At 35.1% G+C, this 16,893-nt stretch carries 11 protein-coding genes; 4 read left to right on the top strand and 7 right to left on the bottom strand.

The window, feature by feature from the left end:
- Positions 1-124 precede the first annotated feature (124 nt).
- Together VB798_RS10385 and VB798_RS10380 are read left to right on the top strand one after the other, a co-directional pair.
- Positions 125-1,246 (top strand): trans-sulfuration enzyme family protein, encoded by a 1,122-nt coding sequence (locus VB798_RS10385; protein WP_323258404.1) that lies wholly within the window; start codon positions 125-127, stop codon positions 1,244-1,246.
- 173 nt (positions 1,247-1,419) lie between these two features.
- Entirely contained in the window at positions 1,420-2,559 is a 1,140-nt protein-coding gene (locus VB798_RS10380) for an acyl-CoA dehydrogenase (RefSeq protein WP_456319144.1), read from the top strand.
- A gap of 31 nt (positions 2,560-2,590) precedes the next feature.
- On the opposite strand, the gene VB798_RS10375 is transcribed toward VB798_RS10380, so the two are convergent.
- From VB798_RS10375 to VB798_RS10365, 3 genes are all read right to left on the bottom strand, one after another.
- Complete coding sequence (locus VB798_RS10375) at positions 2,591-5,776, bottom strand: PAS domain S-box protein (RefSeq protein ID WP_323258402.1); 3,186 nt, start codon at positions 5,774-5,776, stop codon at positions 2,591-2,593.
- A 338-nt stretch (positions 5,777-6,114) separates the two neighbouring features.
- The gene (locus VB798_RS10370; protein WP_323258401.1) at positions 6,115-8,949 is read right to left on the bottom strand and encodes a PAS domain S-box protein; all 2,835 of its coding nucleotides are present in this window, start codon (positions 8,947-8,949) and stop codon (positions 6,115-6,117) included.
- A gap of 382 nt (positions 8,950-9,331) precedes the next feature.
- Positions 9,332-10,036 (bottom strand): MIP/aquaporin family protein, encoded by a 705-nt coding sequence (locus VB798_RS10365; RefSeq protein WP_323258400.1) that lies wholly within the window; start codon positions 10,034-10,036, stop codon positions 9,332-9,334.
- A gap of 234 nt (positions 10,037-10,270) precedes the next feature.
- On the opposite strand from VB798_RS10365, the gene ruvB reads away from it, so the two are divergent.
- Positions 10,271-11,296, top strand: a complete 1,026-nt coding sequence (gene ruvB, locus VB798_RS10360) for a Holliday junction branch migration DNA helicase RuvB (RefSeq protein WP_323258399.1) — start codon at positions 10,271-10,273, stop codon at positions 11,294-11,296.
- Positions 11,297-11,345: 49 nt separating this feature from the next.
- On the opposite strand, the gene trpC is transcribed toward ruvB, so the two are convergent.
- The 4 genes from trpC to VB798_RS10340 all read right to left on the bottom strand — a co-directional run bounded on the left by trpC (position 11,346) and on the right by VB798_RS10340 (position 15,277).
- On the bottom strand, positions 11,346-12,140 hold the full coding sequence (trpC, locus tag VB798_RS10355; RefSeq protein WP_323258398.1) for an indole-3-glycerol phosphate synthase TrpC: 795 nt from the start codon (positions 12,138-12,140) through the stop codon (positions 11,346-11,348).
- Positions 12,141-12,155: 15 nt separating this feature from the next.
- Positions 12,156-13,142 (bottom strand): anthranilate phosphoribosyltransferase, encoded by a 987-nt coding sequence (gene trpD / locus VB798_RS10350; RefSeq protein WP_323258397.1) that lies wholly within the window; start codon positions 13,140-13,142, stop codon positions 12,156-12,158.
- Positions 13,143-13,174: 32 nt separating this feature from the next.
- Complete coding sequence (locus VB798_RS10345; RefSeq protein WP_323258396.1) at positions 13,175-13,741, bottom strand: anthranilate synthase component II; 567 nt, start codon at positions 13,739-13,741, stop codon at positions 13,175-13,177.
- Between the two features lie 111 nt (positions 13,742-13,852).
- Entirely contained in the window at positions 13,853-15,277 is a 1,425-nt protein-coding gene (locus tag VB798_RS10340; RefSeq protein WP_323258395.1) for an anthranilate synthase component I family protein, read from the bottom strand.
- A gap of 846 nt (positions 15,278-16,123) precedes the next feature.
- Between VB798_RS10340 and VB798_RS10335 the strand changes: the two genes are divergently transcribed.
- Positions 16,124-16,891 (top strand): hypothetical protein, encoded by a 768-nt coding sequence (locus tag VB798_RS10335; RefSeq protein ID WP_323258394.1) that lies wholly within the window; start codon positions 16,124-16,126, stop codon positions 16,889-16,891.
- Positions 16,892-16,893 lie beyond the last annotated feature (2 nt).

Here is a 16,893-nt window from a genome sequence, read left to right as displayed (position 1 = left end):
TTCTTGAATATAAGAAGTTTATTGATTCGTTACTAAAGATATACTTGTTGAAATTAGCTTTTGTACTGTGATATGAGGAATTGATTATGTTATTTTGAGAAAGAATTCCAAACACTTCACTCAAATGAAAATTGAAACATTAGCGATACAGTCCACCCAAATGCACGATGCCAACGCTGGTGCTGTCACTTCGCCCATTTATTTATCCACCACTTTTGAAAGAGAGACAGACGGCTCATACTCACACGGATATATTTATTCAAGAGCCAATAATCCAAATCGTCAGCTTTTAGAAAAAAGTATTGCTTTACTCGAAAACGGAGCTGTCGGATTAGCTTTTGCTTCAGGAATGGCAGCGACAACGGCTTTATTTCAAAGTTTAAAATCAGGCGATCATATCATTACGCCAGACGATGCTTACTTTGCTACGAATGTATTAATTACAGAAGTATTCGGACAATGGGGTTTATCTATGACGACTGTGGATATGACAGATTTGGAAGCCGTAAAGTCAGCGATTCAACCCAATACCAAATTGTTTTGGATAGAAACGCCTTCCAATCCACAATTAAAAATTGCCGACATTCAAGCCATTAGTGAAATCGCAAAAGGAATAAATGCTTTAGTTGCCGTTGATAATACTTGGGCAACGCCCATTTTACAAAGACCTTTAGATTTAGGAGCTGATATTGTGATGCACTCAACCACGAAGTATTTTGGTGGACACAGTGATGTTTTAAGTGGAGCATTAATTATTAAAGAAGAAGGAGAATTATCGAATAAATTAAGAACAATTCAGAAATTAACGGGCGGAGTTCCTTCGCCTTTTGAATCTTGGTTGGTGGCAAGAGGTATTAAAACTTTAGCTTTAAGGGTAAAAGCACAAACAGAAAATGCTGGAAAATTAGCTGATTTTCTGAGTACTCATCCACAAATTGAAGCGGTGCATTATCCCGGTTTAGCAACACATCCACAACATGAAATTGCTAAAAAACAAATGCTTGGTGGTTTTGGAGCGATGCTTTCGGTACAAGTAAAAGGAGATGCTAAAAATGCGATGGCATTAACGGGGAAACTCAAACTCTTTACAACAGCAACCAGTTTAGGCGGTGTTGAAAGTTTAATCGAACATAGAAAATCAGTAGAAGGGACAAACAGTCCAACGCCCGATAATTTACTTAGAGTATCGGTAGGTTTAGAAAATATAGAAGATTTAATTGATGATTGGTCGGCAGCATTGAAATAAGTTTTGATGGAGGTTTCGCAAGAGCCTCCTTTTTTGATGCAGTTACTATAAATTTATACTTGGATAAAAATAAAATTGCAATTTTTGTTATGCAAGCATACTATTTTATATATTTGAGTAATAATCTCAATATAAAAACTTGATTTAACATGAGTGATTCAATCTTTCAAGGCTTGAACTTTCAATTATCGGAAGAACACCTTGCCGTACAACAAGCAGCTCGTGATTTTGCTCAAACAGAATTACTTCCAGAAGTAATTGACCGTGATGAAAAAGAATTTTTTCCAGAAGAATTAGTGCGAAAAATGGGAGAGTTGGGCTTTCTGGGCATGATGGTTTCGCCAGAATATGGAGGAGGAGGAATGGATACGGTTTCTTATGTATTGGCGATGGAGGAATTATCAAAAGTTGATGCTTCTGCTTCGGTAATGGTTTCTGTGAATAATTCTTTAGTTTGTTATGGTTTAGAAGCCTTCGGAACGGAAGAACAAAAACAAAAATATCTTGTTCCTTTAGCACAAGGAAAAATCATCGGGGCATTTGCTTTATCAGAACCCGAAGCGGGTTCTGACGCTACTTCTCAGCATACCACTGCCGAAGATATGGGCGATTATTACTTATTAAACGGCACAAAAAACTGGATTACTAATGGCGGAAGAGCGAGCGTATATCTAGTAATGGCACAAACACATCCAGAATTAGGTCATAAAGGAATTAATTGTCTGATTGTAGAGCGTGGAATGGAAGGTTTTCAAGTAGGAAAGAAAGAGAAAAAACTAGGAATTCGAGGTTCTGATACACATTCATTAATGTTTACAGATGTGAAAGTGCCCAAAGAAAATAGAATTGGAGCAGATGGTTTTGGCTTTAAATTCGCCATGTCAACGTTAAATGGTGGCAGAATTGGCATTGCAGCACAAGCATTGGGCATTGCTTCTGGTGCGTATGAATTATCTTTGAAGTATGCACAGGAACGTAAATCTTTCGGAAAAGCAATTGCTGAACATCAGGCAATACAATTCAAATTAGCAGATATGGCGACCAATATTGAAGCGGCAAGATTACTTTGCGTCAAGGCTGCTTTTGATAAAGACCAACACAGAAGTTATGTACAGTCGGCGGCGATGGCAAAATTATTTTGCTCGCAAGTAGCGATGGATACAACCATTGAAGCCGTACAAATTCACGGAGGCTACGGTTTTGTGAAAGAATTTCACGTAGAAAGAATGATGCGAGATGCCAAAATCACGCAGATTTATGAAGGTACTTCTGAAATTCAAAAAATGGTTATTGCTAGGGAAATCCTAAAATAAAAATTGGAGGCTTTTAGGCCTCCAATTTTTATTACTCTTCTTCAAGTACTCTTTGTAATACTTTCACAGAATAGTTTGCTATTACTTCTAATTTAGTGAATTCAGATTTAATAATTGATATATCGACCATTGTTTTCGCTTTATCTTCAATTGATTTCAACAATCCATTTTCATTGACACCCATTGAAGAAAATGAAGACTTTAATTTATGTGCCGTTGATTTCGTTAGCACATAATCAACAGCATCAATTGCCTTTCTGAGTATGTCGAAATCAATAGGCATTTGGTTCAAATATAATTCAATAATTTCTTGTTCAAACTCTTTGTTTCCGTCAGATAATTCCCTCAAATAGGATAAATCTACGATTCCTTCTAGGTTCTCTTCCATGTTACTTTCGTTGTTTTGACCATTTATTTCTGCATAAGTGATAATTTTATCAAATAATTCTTGAGGTACAAAAGGTTTTGGTATATAATCGTTCATTCCGATTACCATACATTTTTCCTTTTCACCTACCAAGGAATGCGCAGTCATAGCAATAATTGGCGTGTTAATTTTTAATGTTCCTCTAATATATTCTGTTGCTTGATAACCATCCATTTCTGGCATTTGTAAATCCATCAAAATTACTTCATATTGGTTTTCCTGAACTTTTTCAACGGCAACTCTCCCATTTTCAGCTAAATCAGCAGTGAAGCCAAATTTACTAAGTACTTTTAAAGCTAACTTCTGATTTAATGGATTATCTTCTACCAAAAGTACTTTTACTTCACGTTCACTTTTTAAGGCTGTCGAGTTTTTAGCGTCATTTTCGTTGTTTTTATCTTTCACGTCAATGCCAAAAGGTAAACTCACATAAAAAGTTGACCCTTTCCCTGGCGTACTTTCTACCCATAACTTTCCGTCTTGAAGATCTGCCAAAGATTTTGAAATGCTTAAACCTAAGCCAGTTCCTCCATATTTTCTAGTCGTATCGCTATCTGCCTGTGTAAATCTATCAAAAATAGAATCTAATTTATCAGCAGGAATACCAATTCCCGTATCCATTACACTAAATAAGATTGAACATTCTGTTGATGATTCTTTCAGAAGTTCAACCAAAATCTTTACTCTTCCTTTTTCGGTAAATTTAATCGCATTATTGGTCAGGTTGAGTAAAATTTGATTTAAACGAGTAGGGTCACCGATAACAAACGTTGGAATATTTTCATCTACGATACTGCTCAATTCCAAACCTTTTTCTTGGGCTTTGTGATTTAAAACAGCTTTTGCATTTTTTAGTAAATCTTTAATATTGAAAGCAATTTTTTCAATAACAATATGCCCTGATTCAATTTTTGAAATATCTAAAATATCATTGATAATCCCTAATAAATTTTCGGAAGCAATATTGATATTTGATACATAATCACGTTGCTCTTCTTCTAGCTCTGTATCTTTTAATAAATTAGAAAAACCAATAATAGCATTCATAGGAGTACGAATTTCGTGGCTCATATTTGCCAAAAAGGTATCCTTTGCAAGAGCATTTTTCTCTGCATGTTCTTTTGCTTTTATCAATTCTTTTTCCATCAATATTCTGTCGGTTATATCTACAGCATTACCAATTATATATTGTTGTCCATTTATCAATTCCGAAAGTACATTATTGTACATCCAAGTTCTGGGCGAACCATTTTTATGGATTACTCTCATCAGTCCTTTACTGCTGCCTTTATGAAGAATTTCATCAAGGTAGGCTTTCACGCCTTGGACAGACGATTCAGAAACGATATCAAACAAACTTCTTTGTAAAATTTCTTCTTTGGTATAACCCACCAATTCAGCTCCAGCAGGGTTAATTGTCAAGAAATTTCCATAAATATCATGTGTACACATCAGCCCTTGCGTATTTTCGAAGAAGCCTCTATGTCTATTTTCACTAATGAGTAATTGATTTTCCCAAACTTTTTTCTCTGTTATATCCTTTGCAATCCCCATAAAGCCTGTAATAACATTATCGTTATTTCTCAAGGAAGTAACAGAAAGTTCTACAGTTAATCTTGATTTATCTTTTCTAATATAAGTCCACTCATTGCTATCTGCAACGCCTAACCTTGCTTTTGCATGAAAAACTTCATGTCCCGGTTCAAGCGTAATTCCTAATTCTTGTGATAATATTTCGGCTCTTTTTACGACTTCTTCTTTATCATGGATGATTTCAGGCGTTACTTTTCCAACGACTTCATCGGCGAGATAACCCAACATTTTTTCAGCACCACGGTTGAATGTCTTAATCACGCTGTTGGTATCAACTGAAATAATTGAGTAATCTGTTCCGTCCAAAATGATATTTTGAATCTCCGAAAGTTTTTCTACTTCTACTTTTAGGCGTTTGTAATCTGTAATGTCTCTGGCAATCGCATAAAGTGTTCCAGTTGTAGCATCGGGAGTAGCTACCCATTCTAAAAATTTATAATCACCTGATTTCGTTCTGAAACGATGCGTAAAATTTAAAGACAATACTTTATTTCCTAGACTTTCAACTTCTTCTTTTGTTTCTTTAAGATCATCAGGATGTAAAAAATCGTAAAAAGATTTATCAATTAAATCAACGTCATCCCAACCCAAAGTTTTGCAAAAAGCAGGATTTATCTTTTTGAAAAGACCGTCCGTTTTTGCAATACAAATCATATCTTTTGATTCTAAGAATAGTTTTTCATAATTCTTAAGAATCGCTCTTTCTTTTCGAGCTACAATTTGTGCGGCTACTTCTTTCCCTAAAATTCTTAAAGCTAATTGTTGTTCTGCATCTAATTTTTTGGCTTTAGTATCAATTACACAAAGCGAACCCAATGCAAATCCATCTGGGTCGATAAGTGGGTATCCTGCATAAAACCGTATTTCAGGTGCATGCTCAACTAATGGATTATTATGAAATCTTTCATCAAGCGTTGCGTCCTCTACTTCAAAAATATCTTTCCCAACGATGGTATATTGGCAAAATGAAATATCTCTAGCTGTTTGAGTGCCATCTAAACCAACATTAGATTTAAACCATTGTCTATCTTTATCAATCAATGAAATCAAAGAAATTGGTACACCACAAATTACGGAAGCCAATTTTGTTAGCCTATCGAATTCTTCCTCAGGTAAAGTATCAAGTATATTATACTCCTCTAAAGCTTTTAATCGCAAGTCTTCATTCTCTGGTATTGGTAAATTCTTTTTCTCCATGATTGAAGTATATTAAAATAAATAAGGAGCCGCCAATTATGGATCTCACAAATCAACAAGTATCAAAATTTAGTAACAATTACTCAAAAGTAATAACAATTCCAGTCAATGACTTAGTATTTATCAAAGATTTTTACTCTGAAAAACAAAACATTCATCATTGTTTTCATTCCCCAAATTGATATTAATTAAGTGGCTATTTTTGTACTCCTTATGAATTATGTTATCATTTACCTATTTGCTTTATTTAAATTTTTGCATTATATAAAAAATCGAAATTATATAAAGATAAATTTATTTTTTTCGGATTAAACCTATCGCCTTTTTGCTACATTTTTCTACTTCAAAACCTCTACAACTTGTAAATTTTCAGCTACTTGTATGTTGATAAAACTCGCTATTTTATTGAACAAATCTTTAGGTGAAAAAGGTTTAGTAATGTAATCATTCATTCCAACAGCCATACATTTTTCTTTTTCCCCAATTAGTGAATGCGCCGTTAAAGCAATGATTGGTGTATTATTTTCAAGTTTTTTCCTGATAAATTGTGTTGCCTGATAGCCATCCATTTCAGGCATTTGTAAATCCATCAGAATAACATCATATTGTTTTTCTTGTACTTTCAATACCGCTATTCTTCCATTTTCAGCAAGCTCTGGAAAAAAACCAAATCGCTCTAATACTTTCATGGCAAGCTTCTGATTTAAAGGATTGTCTTCTGCTAATAATATTCTTACTTTTTTATGTGGGTCGATTGGTAAAAGATACGTTTCTTGTTTTTGAATGATTTCTCCTTTTACTTTTTTAAAGGATAAATTAAAGTAAAACGTAGAACCAACGTGCTCTTCACTTTCTACAAAAATGTTCCCCTGTTGTAATTCTATCAATAATTTTGAAATACTTAAACCCAAACCTGTTCCACCAAACTTTCGGGTAGTATCTGAATTAGCCTGTGCAAAACGGTCAAAAATAACCATTAATTTATCTTGTGGAATACCAACTCCAGTATCAATAATCTTGAATAAGATATTGTACTCATCCTCATTCTCACTTTGTAAATCAAGTACAATTTTCACAGAACCTGCTTCTGTAAACTTAATGGCATTATTGGTAAGGTTTAATAAAATCTGCGTGAGGCGTGTTGGGTCACCTAATATCGTATGAGGAATACTTGCTGAAATTTGATAATCTAACTCCAGGTTTTTACCAAGTGCCTTATAAGTAAGTACCGATTTTATGTTTTTGATAACTTCATACAGATTAAAAGGCACAGATTCTATCACCAAATGTCCTGACTCAATTTTAGAAAGGTCAAGAATATCATTAATAATTCCCAACAGATTTTCGGCAGCAGTATTAATGTTTGATACAAACTCTTTTTGCTCAGAATCTAGTTTAGTTTCTTTCAATAAATTGGCAAAACCTGTAATCGCATTCATTGGTGTGCGAATTTCATGGCTCATATTTGCCAAAAACACATCCTTAGCATGGGCATTTCGTTCAGCTAATACTTTAGCACTGATTAATTCCCGCTCCATCTTGATGCGTTCTGTCATATCGACGGCATTGCCAATTACATACTTTCTACCATCTAATAATTCAGAAAGTACACTATTAGATAGCCAAGTTCTAAACGAACCATTTTTATGAACAACTTTCACCAAACCTTTATACGAACCATATTTGGCAATCGCCTCAAGATAACTTGTCATTTTATCTTGTATTCTTTGAGGAGTAATATCAAAAAGATTTTTTGATAAAAACTCTTCGGTTGTATAACCAAGTAAAGCGGCTCCAGCAGGATTTACTGTTAGAAAATTCCCTTCAAGGTCATGCGTACACATCAAACCTTGTGAGTTTTCAAAAAAACCTCTGTGCTTTTCTTCGCTTAATAACAGTTTCCGTTCCCAAGTTCTTTTAGCAGTAACATCTTGTACTTGCCCAATTACATTTAAAGGTTTGCCTTTATGGTCTCTGACGATGGTTGCTACCAATTCAACCCAAACCTCTGTATTATTTTTGGTGATGTAGCGATTTTGAACCGTTATTACTGATGATGCGCCTGATAATAATTTGAAAAAATAATCATCACTCATTTTTAAGTCTTCTGGATGAATTAAATCTCTAAGACTTAAAGATAAAAGTGCTGTTTTATCGTATTGAGTAATGCTAGCAAAGGCTTCATTTACTTCTATAAAAATACCTGTAGCAAGTTGGGCAATAAACATCCCTGTAGCTGCATTATCAAAAGTTTGTCTGAACCTTTCTTCACTTAAAGAAATCTGTTTGTCTTTGATTCTTTTCTCGTGAATATCCTGAAAAGTACCATATAACCGTACACATTTTTGTTGCTCAAAAGTAGTTTTTCCAGTTACTCTTACCCATTTTTTGAGTCCTTGATAGGTAATAATTTGTACTTCTATATCGAATGGTTTTCCAAGTTTTATGGCATTTAAAATTGCTCTTATAACAGCCTTTCTACTTTTTCCATCTCTGAAAAAATGTAAGGCTTCTTTGAAACTTGGATTAGAGTCGTTCGGTACTTCATGTAATTCACGAGTGACATCCGACCAAAAAAAAGTTTTCTTTACTAAATCTATTTCCCATCCACCAACACGAGCCACACTGTTGATTTCCTCTAACATTTCAGTAAATCTTGATACACTTACTGTTATTTCTTGTAATTTGTTAAAGTCTTTTACAAAGGCTTTTAATGCTTTTTTAGCAGAAAGTTTATCAGCAATTTCAGCAACTACATTTTCTAAAGCATTGATTTCTTTAGTTTTTAGTGTTTTGGCTTCATTTCCTAATAATGAAAGTACGCCAATAGTTTTTCCTTCGGGATTGACCAAAGGAAATCCTGCATAAAAACGAAATGAAAGTTCTGAAAAGAAAGAAAGATAAGAATTGGAAGTTTGCTCTCTTGAAATATCGTCAAGAATAATGAATGATTTTGAATTGACTACTTCCTGAGTAAGTAATGATAGATTTGAAACGAATGGTTGATCTTCAATCACTGGAATTGTTGTAATCCATTGTGATTTTTCGTCTAAAAGAGAAATATATGTCAGAGGGACGTCGCAAAGTAAAGATGCCAAATTTGTAAGACGGCTAAAGCCATCCTCAAAAGAAATCCCTTTAATAGCGTTGCTTTGTACTTCTTTTTTTAACATCGTTTTCCTTTTATAGAGACTGGAGTAAAACAATCTTTAGGCGACAAAGATTATTTACTTTCAAAGAATATCTGTTGATTATGTTGTAAACAGGGAACAAATACTGAAAGTGATATTGAACCCAAACAAATTTTCATTTGAATACGCAAGATATATGATGTAGTATTTCTATAGAAAATTTTATACAGTAAGTTAGTACTTTTTTATGAATCTTGAACAAAACTAAAGTATAAGGACACAAAAAAAGATAAAATTTTGATTTAGCTATCTACTAACTTATCAAGATTTTATCTTATTAAAACTGCTTCTAAATAACAAATTGTCTCAACTTGTTAAAATCTAATTTCAAAACTCAACATTATAAAGCAATTATATTTTGATTTTACTGGATAGCATTTAGCACTAACGCTCCTAAAACTGCCCCTAAAATAGGACCAACTACTGGAACCCACGCATAAGACCAGTCTGAAGTACCTTTACCTGCTATTGGCAAAATGAAATGAGCAATGCGTGGACCTAAATCTCTCGCAGGATTAATGGCATAACCTGTTGCTCCGCCCAAAGAAAGCCCAACAGACCAAACTAAAATACCAACAACAAAAGGTCCTAAACCTGTTTCAATACTCCCAAATGAACCTAATGCAATAATGGCAATCGCAGTGGCAAGTAATTCGGCAAGTACATTGGAAAAAGGATTTCTGATGGCAGGCGCAGTACTAAAACACGCCAATTTTAGCCCTTTGTCTTCTGTAATTGCCCAATGTGGCAAATATTGCAACCAAACTAGCGTTCCTCCGAGTGCTGCTCCCAAAATTTGAGCAATGATAAATCCTAAAGCGTTTGACCAGTCTCCTGACTTTACAGCTTCGGCAATAGTAACTGCTGGATTTAAATGTGCTGCGGGGCTTCCAAATTTGGTAGAAACAAAAATACCCATCGTAACGGCAAAAGCCCAACCTGCTGTGATGGCAATCCAACCACCGTTTTCACCCTTTGAGCCTTTTAATAATACTGTAGCAACCACGCCATTGCCTAAAAAGATTAATACTGCTGTGCCGACAAACTCGCCTAATAGCGCTGAATTCATAGTTGGTTAGATATTTAATGGTTTAATAGTTTTTTATTGAGAATTAATTGTACAAATTAAAGCAAAATTTCTAAATATAATGTTGTAGAAATGTTAAAAGCGAAAGCCTTTTCAGAATGTTTTTATCAGACTAGAAAATGGCGTATTTTTGAACACTCAGAACGAATCAAAAAGAAATGATATTGAATAAGGATTTGATACAAATTCCGCTTTTCAGTTAATTTTCATCAAAATATGCGAGAAGATTATTTAAAAGGAAATAAAGAAACGCTTTCTCCCGTAGAAAAGGAAATCGAAAGAGCGCTCAGACCGCTCTCTTTCGATGATTTTGCAGGGCAAGACAAAGTACTAGAAAACTTACAAGTATTTGTAACGGCGGCAAGGTTACGTGAGGAAGCACTTGACCATGTACTTTTGCACGGCCCTCCAGGTTTAGGAAAAACCACGCTTTCAAACATTGTAGCCAATGAATTAAAGGCAAATATCAAAATTACTTCTGGCCCAGTACTGGATAAACCTTCTGATTTGGCAGGTTTACTTACGAACTTACAGCCTTTTGATGTGTTGTTTATTGATGAAATTCACAGATTGAACCCCATCGTTGAAGAGTATTTGTATTCGGCAATGGAGGATTATAAAATTGATATTTTGTTAGATTCGGGTCCAAACGCCCGAAGTGTACAAATTTCATTGAATCCATTTACTTTGATTGGTGCAACTACTCGTGCGGGAATGCTGACTTCGCCTTTAAGAGCGAGATTTGGGATTAATTGTCGATTGGAATATTATGATGCAAAATTGTTGACAAGTATTGTAAAACGTTCGGCACAAATTTTGAACACGCCAATTGACGAAGCAGGCGCTTTTGAAATTGCACGTCGAAGTAGAGGAACGCCTCGTATTGCCAACAATCTTTTGCGAAGAACTCGTGATTTTGCACAAGTAAAAGGAAAAGGAGTCATCACAATCGAAATTGCAGAAATGGCTTTGTTGGCTTTAGATGTTGATCAAAATGGATTAGACGAAATGGATATTCGTATTCTTACGACCATTGTAGAGAAATTCAAAGGTGGACCTGTGGGTTTATCAACGATTGCAACAGCTTGTGGCGAAGAAGCAGAAACGATTGAAGAAGTATATGAACCTTTCTTGATTCAGGAAGGATTTTTAAAGCGTACTTCTCGTGGACGAGAAGCCACAGAACGTGCCTACGTTCATTTAGGAATTGTTCCAAAGTATCGGAACGGAGAGTTGTTTTAAAGTAAAAAAGCCCTTGAACCGTATGATTCAAGGGCTTTTTTATGTGCTTTTACTTACTTACTTCATCAATAAAATTCTTCAAAGCTTCCGCAGGGTTTTCGGTTTTCATAAAGGTTTCGCCAATTAAAAAGCCTTTATAGCCAACTGATTTCAATAATTTAATAGTTGCCGCTTCTGAAATACAGCTTTCTGAAATCTTGATACATTCTGCTGGAATTTTCTCTGCTAATTCCAAAGAAGCATTTACATTTTGTTCAGCAAAGTTTTTCAAGTTACGATTGTTCACGCCCACAACGTCAATGTACTGATTCAAACTACGATTTAATTCTTCTTCGTCATGGATTTCTAAAAGCGTCTCCATACCTAATTCTTTCGTCAGCTTACCTAAATCTTTGATGCGCTGTGGTGTTAAATTTGCCGCAATCAATAAAATTACGTCTGCTCCCAAAGATTTCGCTTCGATGATTTGGTACTCATCAATCATAAAATCTTTACGAATCATCGGAATTGTTGGATTCGTGCGACGAGCCTTTAAAAAATCTTCACTAGAACCACCAAAGAATTCAAAATCTGTTAATACCGAAAGGCAAGCCGCACCAGCTTTTACATAACCAGCGGTTACTTCTTCTACCGTCACATTTCCGTTGATGATGCCTTTTGAAGGCGATTTTCTTTTAAATTCAGCAATGATTCCAGAAGAAGCAGGATTCAGTAAACTTGTCTTTAGTGAATTATTAGTTTTAGCAAAAAAGCCACTTTTTTCTAATTCTTGAACAGAAACTTTTTCTTTACTTTGAGCTACTTCTTGTGCTTTATGGGCAATGATTTTATCTAAAATTGTCATTTCTCTTTGAGTATTTTACTGAATAAATTGCTTAAAACCTGCCAAAGCCTTGCCACTTTCTAAAGACTCTTTGGCTTTCAATACGGCATCCGACAAACTTAAAGTATCGTCGGCACAATACAATGCCACAGCTGCATTCGCTAAAACGGCTTGAGTTTGGGCTTGCGTTCCTTTGTTTTCAAGAATATTGATTAATATTTTCGCTGATTCTTCAACCGTATTCCCTCCGTGTAAATCTTCTTGCTTACATCTTGTGAAACCTAATTGTTCGGGCGAGTACGTTTCTTCTCCTTTTATGGTAATCAATTTAAAATCAGAAGTAAGAGAAATTTCGTCGTAGCCGTCTAAAGCGTACACTACGCCAAAATGCTTATACGATTTCTGCAACAGCTCGCCATAAAGTTTCAAAACGTCTAAATTATAAACTCCAGTGATTTGCTTTTGCACCAAAGCTGGATTTAAGATTGGACCAAGCATATTGAAAAAGGTTTTCATGCCTAATTCTTTACGAATTGGACCCACAAAACGCATTGCTGGGTGAAACAATGGAGCATGTAAAAAACAAATACCCGAAGTTTCTATTTTTTGACGAAGATAAGCCGCATCATTACTAAATTTCACGCCCAAGTACTCCAACACAGTTGAAGAACCAACCGACGAAGATACGCCATGATTTCCATGTTTAGCAACTGCCTGACCAGCACCTGCTACCACAAAAGAAGCTGTCGTTGAAATATTAAAAGTATCTTTTCCGTCTCCACCCGTTCCGCAAACATCCATTGGATCGTAGGCAGAAAGGTCTATCGTTAAGGCTAATTCCAACATGGCATCTCTGAAACCTGCCAATTCTTCCGTCGTGATGGGCTTCATCATGTAAGTTGTTAGAAATGCCGCAATATGACTGTTATTGGCTTCGCCTCTGGCAATGATTCTCAAGGCTGCTTGGGCTTCTTCTTGCGTTAGGGCATTGCCTTCTGTTCTTTTTTGTAAGTATTTTTTCATTTTCGTGTTCGGTAAGTAGCGTTTTTGTTTTACTAGATTTTCACCCAGTTTTCTACCATTTTCACACCGTACTCTGTTAAATACGCTTCTGGGTGAAACTGAACACCTCTTACATCATATTTACTATGTGCTTCTGCCATTACGTAACCTTGTTCGTCGAGAGCAGTTACTTTTAATTCTGCGGGCATGGTATCTTTTACGACTGTCCATGAGTGATAGCGACAAACGTTTACTTCATTCGGCACGCCTTGGAAAAGTACTTCTGTTGGGTCAGTGATGATACATTTGGTTGTTACTCCATGTAATACATCGCCCATGTTGTGCAATTTTGCTCCGAAGGCTTCGCCAATGGCTTGGTGACCCAGACATACTCCAAAGATAGATTTCGTAGGGGCATACTCACGAATTACATCTAATAAAATACCTGCTTCTTCTGGAATTCCAGGACCGGGCGAAAGCAAGATTTTATCATACTTGCCTACGGCCTCTAATGAGATTTTATCGTTGCGGAATACATCCACTTCATTGCCTAAATCTTTCAAGATATAGACTAAATTATACACGAATGAATCGTAATTATCAAGGACTAATATTTTCATGGTTGTATCTAGCTGTCAGCTTTGAGCAATGAGCCTTGAGCTTTATTAATCATTTATATTTTAATTTGACAGAATGATGATAATTTTCAGCTCAAAGCTGATAGCTATCGGCTAAATGCTTTCTGCCATATCCAAGGCTTTTCTTAAAGCACCTAATTTCAATTTGATTTCTTGCATTTCGTTTTCAATCACCGATTTGGCTACTACGCCCATACCTGCTTGGTAATAAAGCGTATTATTTTTACTCATAAAAGTACGAATTGCAATGGCATGATTAAAGTTTCCGACAAAATCCATATAGCCAATCGCTCCGCCGTAAATGTGGCGATTTACGTTTTCTAAACGGTTGATGATACTCATTGCATTATGTTTTGGCGACCCCGAAAGCGTTCCCGCAGGGAAAGTATCTGCCACCAATTGCAATGGATTCGTTCCTACAGTCATTTTGCCTGTTACTTTAGAAACCAAGTGAATCACGTGTGAATAAAACTGTACCTCTTTGAAAGTCTCTACTTTTACCACATCCGAACTTCTTGATAAATCGTTTCTGGCTAAGTCAACTAACATCACGTGTTCGGCTGATTCTTTGGGGTCGGCTAATAATTGGCGAGCCAATTCTGCATCTTTTTCATCATCGCCAGTTCTTCTAAAAGTACCTGCAATGGGGTGAATTTCAGCCATTCCATTTTTGATACCGATTTGTTTTTCGGGCGAAGCTCCAAATATTCTATAATTTTCGTAATCAAAATAGAACATATAAGGCGATGGATTGATAGACCGTAAGGCACGATATACTTGGAAATCATCGCCTTCGAAAGTACGACTAAAACGACGAGAAGGTACAATCTGGAAAACATCGCCACGCAAACAGTGTTTGATACATTCCTGAATAATCACACGCATTTCATCATCCGTATAATTGGTCGTTTCATCGCCCGTCAATTTGAATGATTTCGTTGCATAATGTGGCATATCCAACAACATCTCAAGTACTTCTAAGCCTTTTACTTTGTCTGCCTCTTTTTCTTTTTCTCCAGTATATTGATGCTCATACAAGTACAATTCATCTTTGAAATGATTGATGGCAATCACATAACGATACACATGATAAATGATAGAAGGCATTTCTGTGTTTTCGTTTTTCTCCTGAATTTCAATGTCTTCAAAATATTCAACGGCATCATAAGCGATATGACCAAACATTCCGTTTGCCATCGGAGCATAATCAGGCTGACGTTCCCACTCAAAGCGTTTGGCGAAATCCATTAAAGCTTTTACGGCATCTTTGCGATGTGCCAATGTAAAAGTTTCGGTAGTTCCATCGGGAAAAGTCTGCGTTACGACATCTTTATCGATAACAATACTCGCCACTGGGTCGCAGGCGATATGGCTATAGCCATGTTCTTTTCCGTGATAATCGGCACTTTCTAGGATAACCGAATTTTTGAACTTATTACGCAATTTCAGAAAGATTCCAACGGGCGTAATGGTATCTGCTAAACGTTTCTTCTGGGTTGTTTTTACTGAAAAAGTCATGCTGATTTTTAGTGATTTTTAAAGAGCAAAGAAAAAGGCTTACTGGTTGAACAGTAAGCCTCTTCGTGAAGAAATATATCTTTATCGAAAATACATTATAATGCTGTTCAACGGACGCTTGTCAGTTGCCACCACCATGCTGTATTTTTGAAATTGTTTGTCATTGTCTGATTTTTATTTGCACAAACTTAGTATTAAAAAATTAGATTCAAAAAATATTGCAGAAAAATTTCCCGAAAGGTGTTTTTTGGAAGCTTGATGAAGGTGAAACCTCCCTTCAATGTGGTGGAACACAATATTTTTTGTATCCAATAAATTACTGTTAGAAACAGCATAAAAACATCTGTATCTAATCATTTCCTATATGAAACAGTATAGAAACATTTGTATCTAATCATATTCTGTAAGAAACACTATAGAAACATTTGTATCTAATCATATTCTGTAAGAAACACTATAGAAACATTTGTATCTAATCATTTCCTACATAAAACAGCATAGAAACACTTGTATCTAGTCATTTTATACATGAAATAGTATAGAAACATTTGTATCTAATCATTTTCTACATAAAATAGTATAGAAACACTTGTATCCAATCAATTCCAATAAGAAATAGTATAGAAACAAAATGATTTGCTTTAAATCAATTTGAAGCAAAGAATCTCTTAGGCATTTATTGACTGCCACATAATTTTCATAAAAGAGTTCGGTGATTTTTTGGGGAATTGAGTGAATTACTGCTAATTGAAGTTTTTATACACTATCCTAAATTTGGAAAACTTTCCACCAACGAGTTACTAAAACTTTCGTATAATAGCTTAGTTGGTGGTTAAAACAAATAATATGCGAGCCCTACTAACACTCTTTTGTTTTACTATTTTAATTCAAGGATTTGGTCAATCTTCTCAAATTAATAAAATAGAGAGCGAGATTAAAAAAAATGCAAACGATAGGACGTTTGAGAAGCAAATTATTGATTTAAACAATGATGGAAAAAACGATATTATTTACTTATATGGATGTGGCGAACCAAACTGTATTACAGTATTTTTAAACATGGATGGACAATACAAAGAGCAACTACATGAACAATGTAATTCTTATGTTTTATGGAATATTGACAATAAAAAAATGTTGTATGTAAGATTGACACACTGTTGTGGAGAGAGTCCTTATTTGTCAAATAGAGTATTTGAGTTTAACGAAAGTTCTGCAATTATTAAGGAAAATTACGTTTTGACCAATAGCTCTTATACAGAAAACACGCACCTTTTAGAACCTTTTATTTATTTTACAAATACTTTTTTTGTAAAAGTTACCATAGACAATTACAATTTGCGATTTTCACCAAGCATTGATAAGCTAGAGGGAAAAGTAAAAGAAACATTTACCTATGCTTGCGAAGATGGAACTAATATTATTGCTAAAATTAAAATAGCATCAAAAATTAAGGTTCTATCTGAAATCATAGAAAAAGATAGGAAGTGGCTGTTTGTTGAGGTAGAAAATAACACTATTGCAGGAAAAGAAGAATGCAATCCAATAAGTTTTGAATTCAAAAATCAGAAGCTAAGAGGATGGATAAGCGATAAGTATGTGACGAGAGAATAATT

The sequence above is a fragment of the Arcicella lustrica genome (assembly GCF_034930985.1).
In the GTDB taxonomy this organism is placed as follows: domain Bacteria; phylum Bacteroidota; class Bacteroidia; order Cytophagales; family Spirosomataceae; genus Arcicella; species Arcicella lustrica.
The sequence above is the reverse complement of the archived record's forward strand: the minus strand, read 5'-3'. Positions and strand labels throughout refer to the sequence as shown.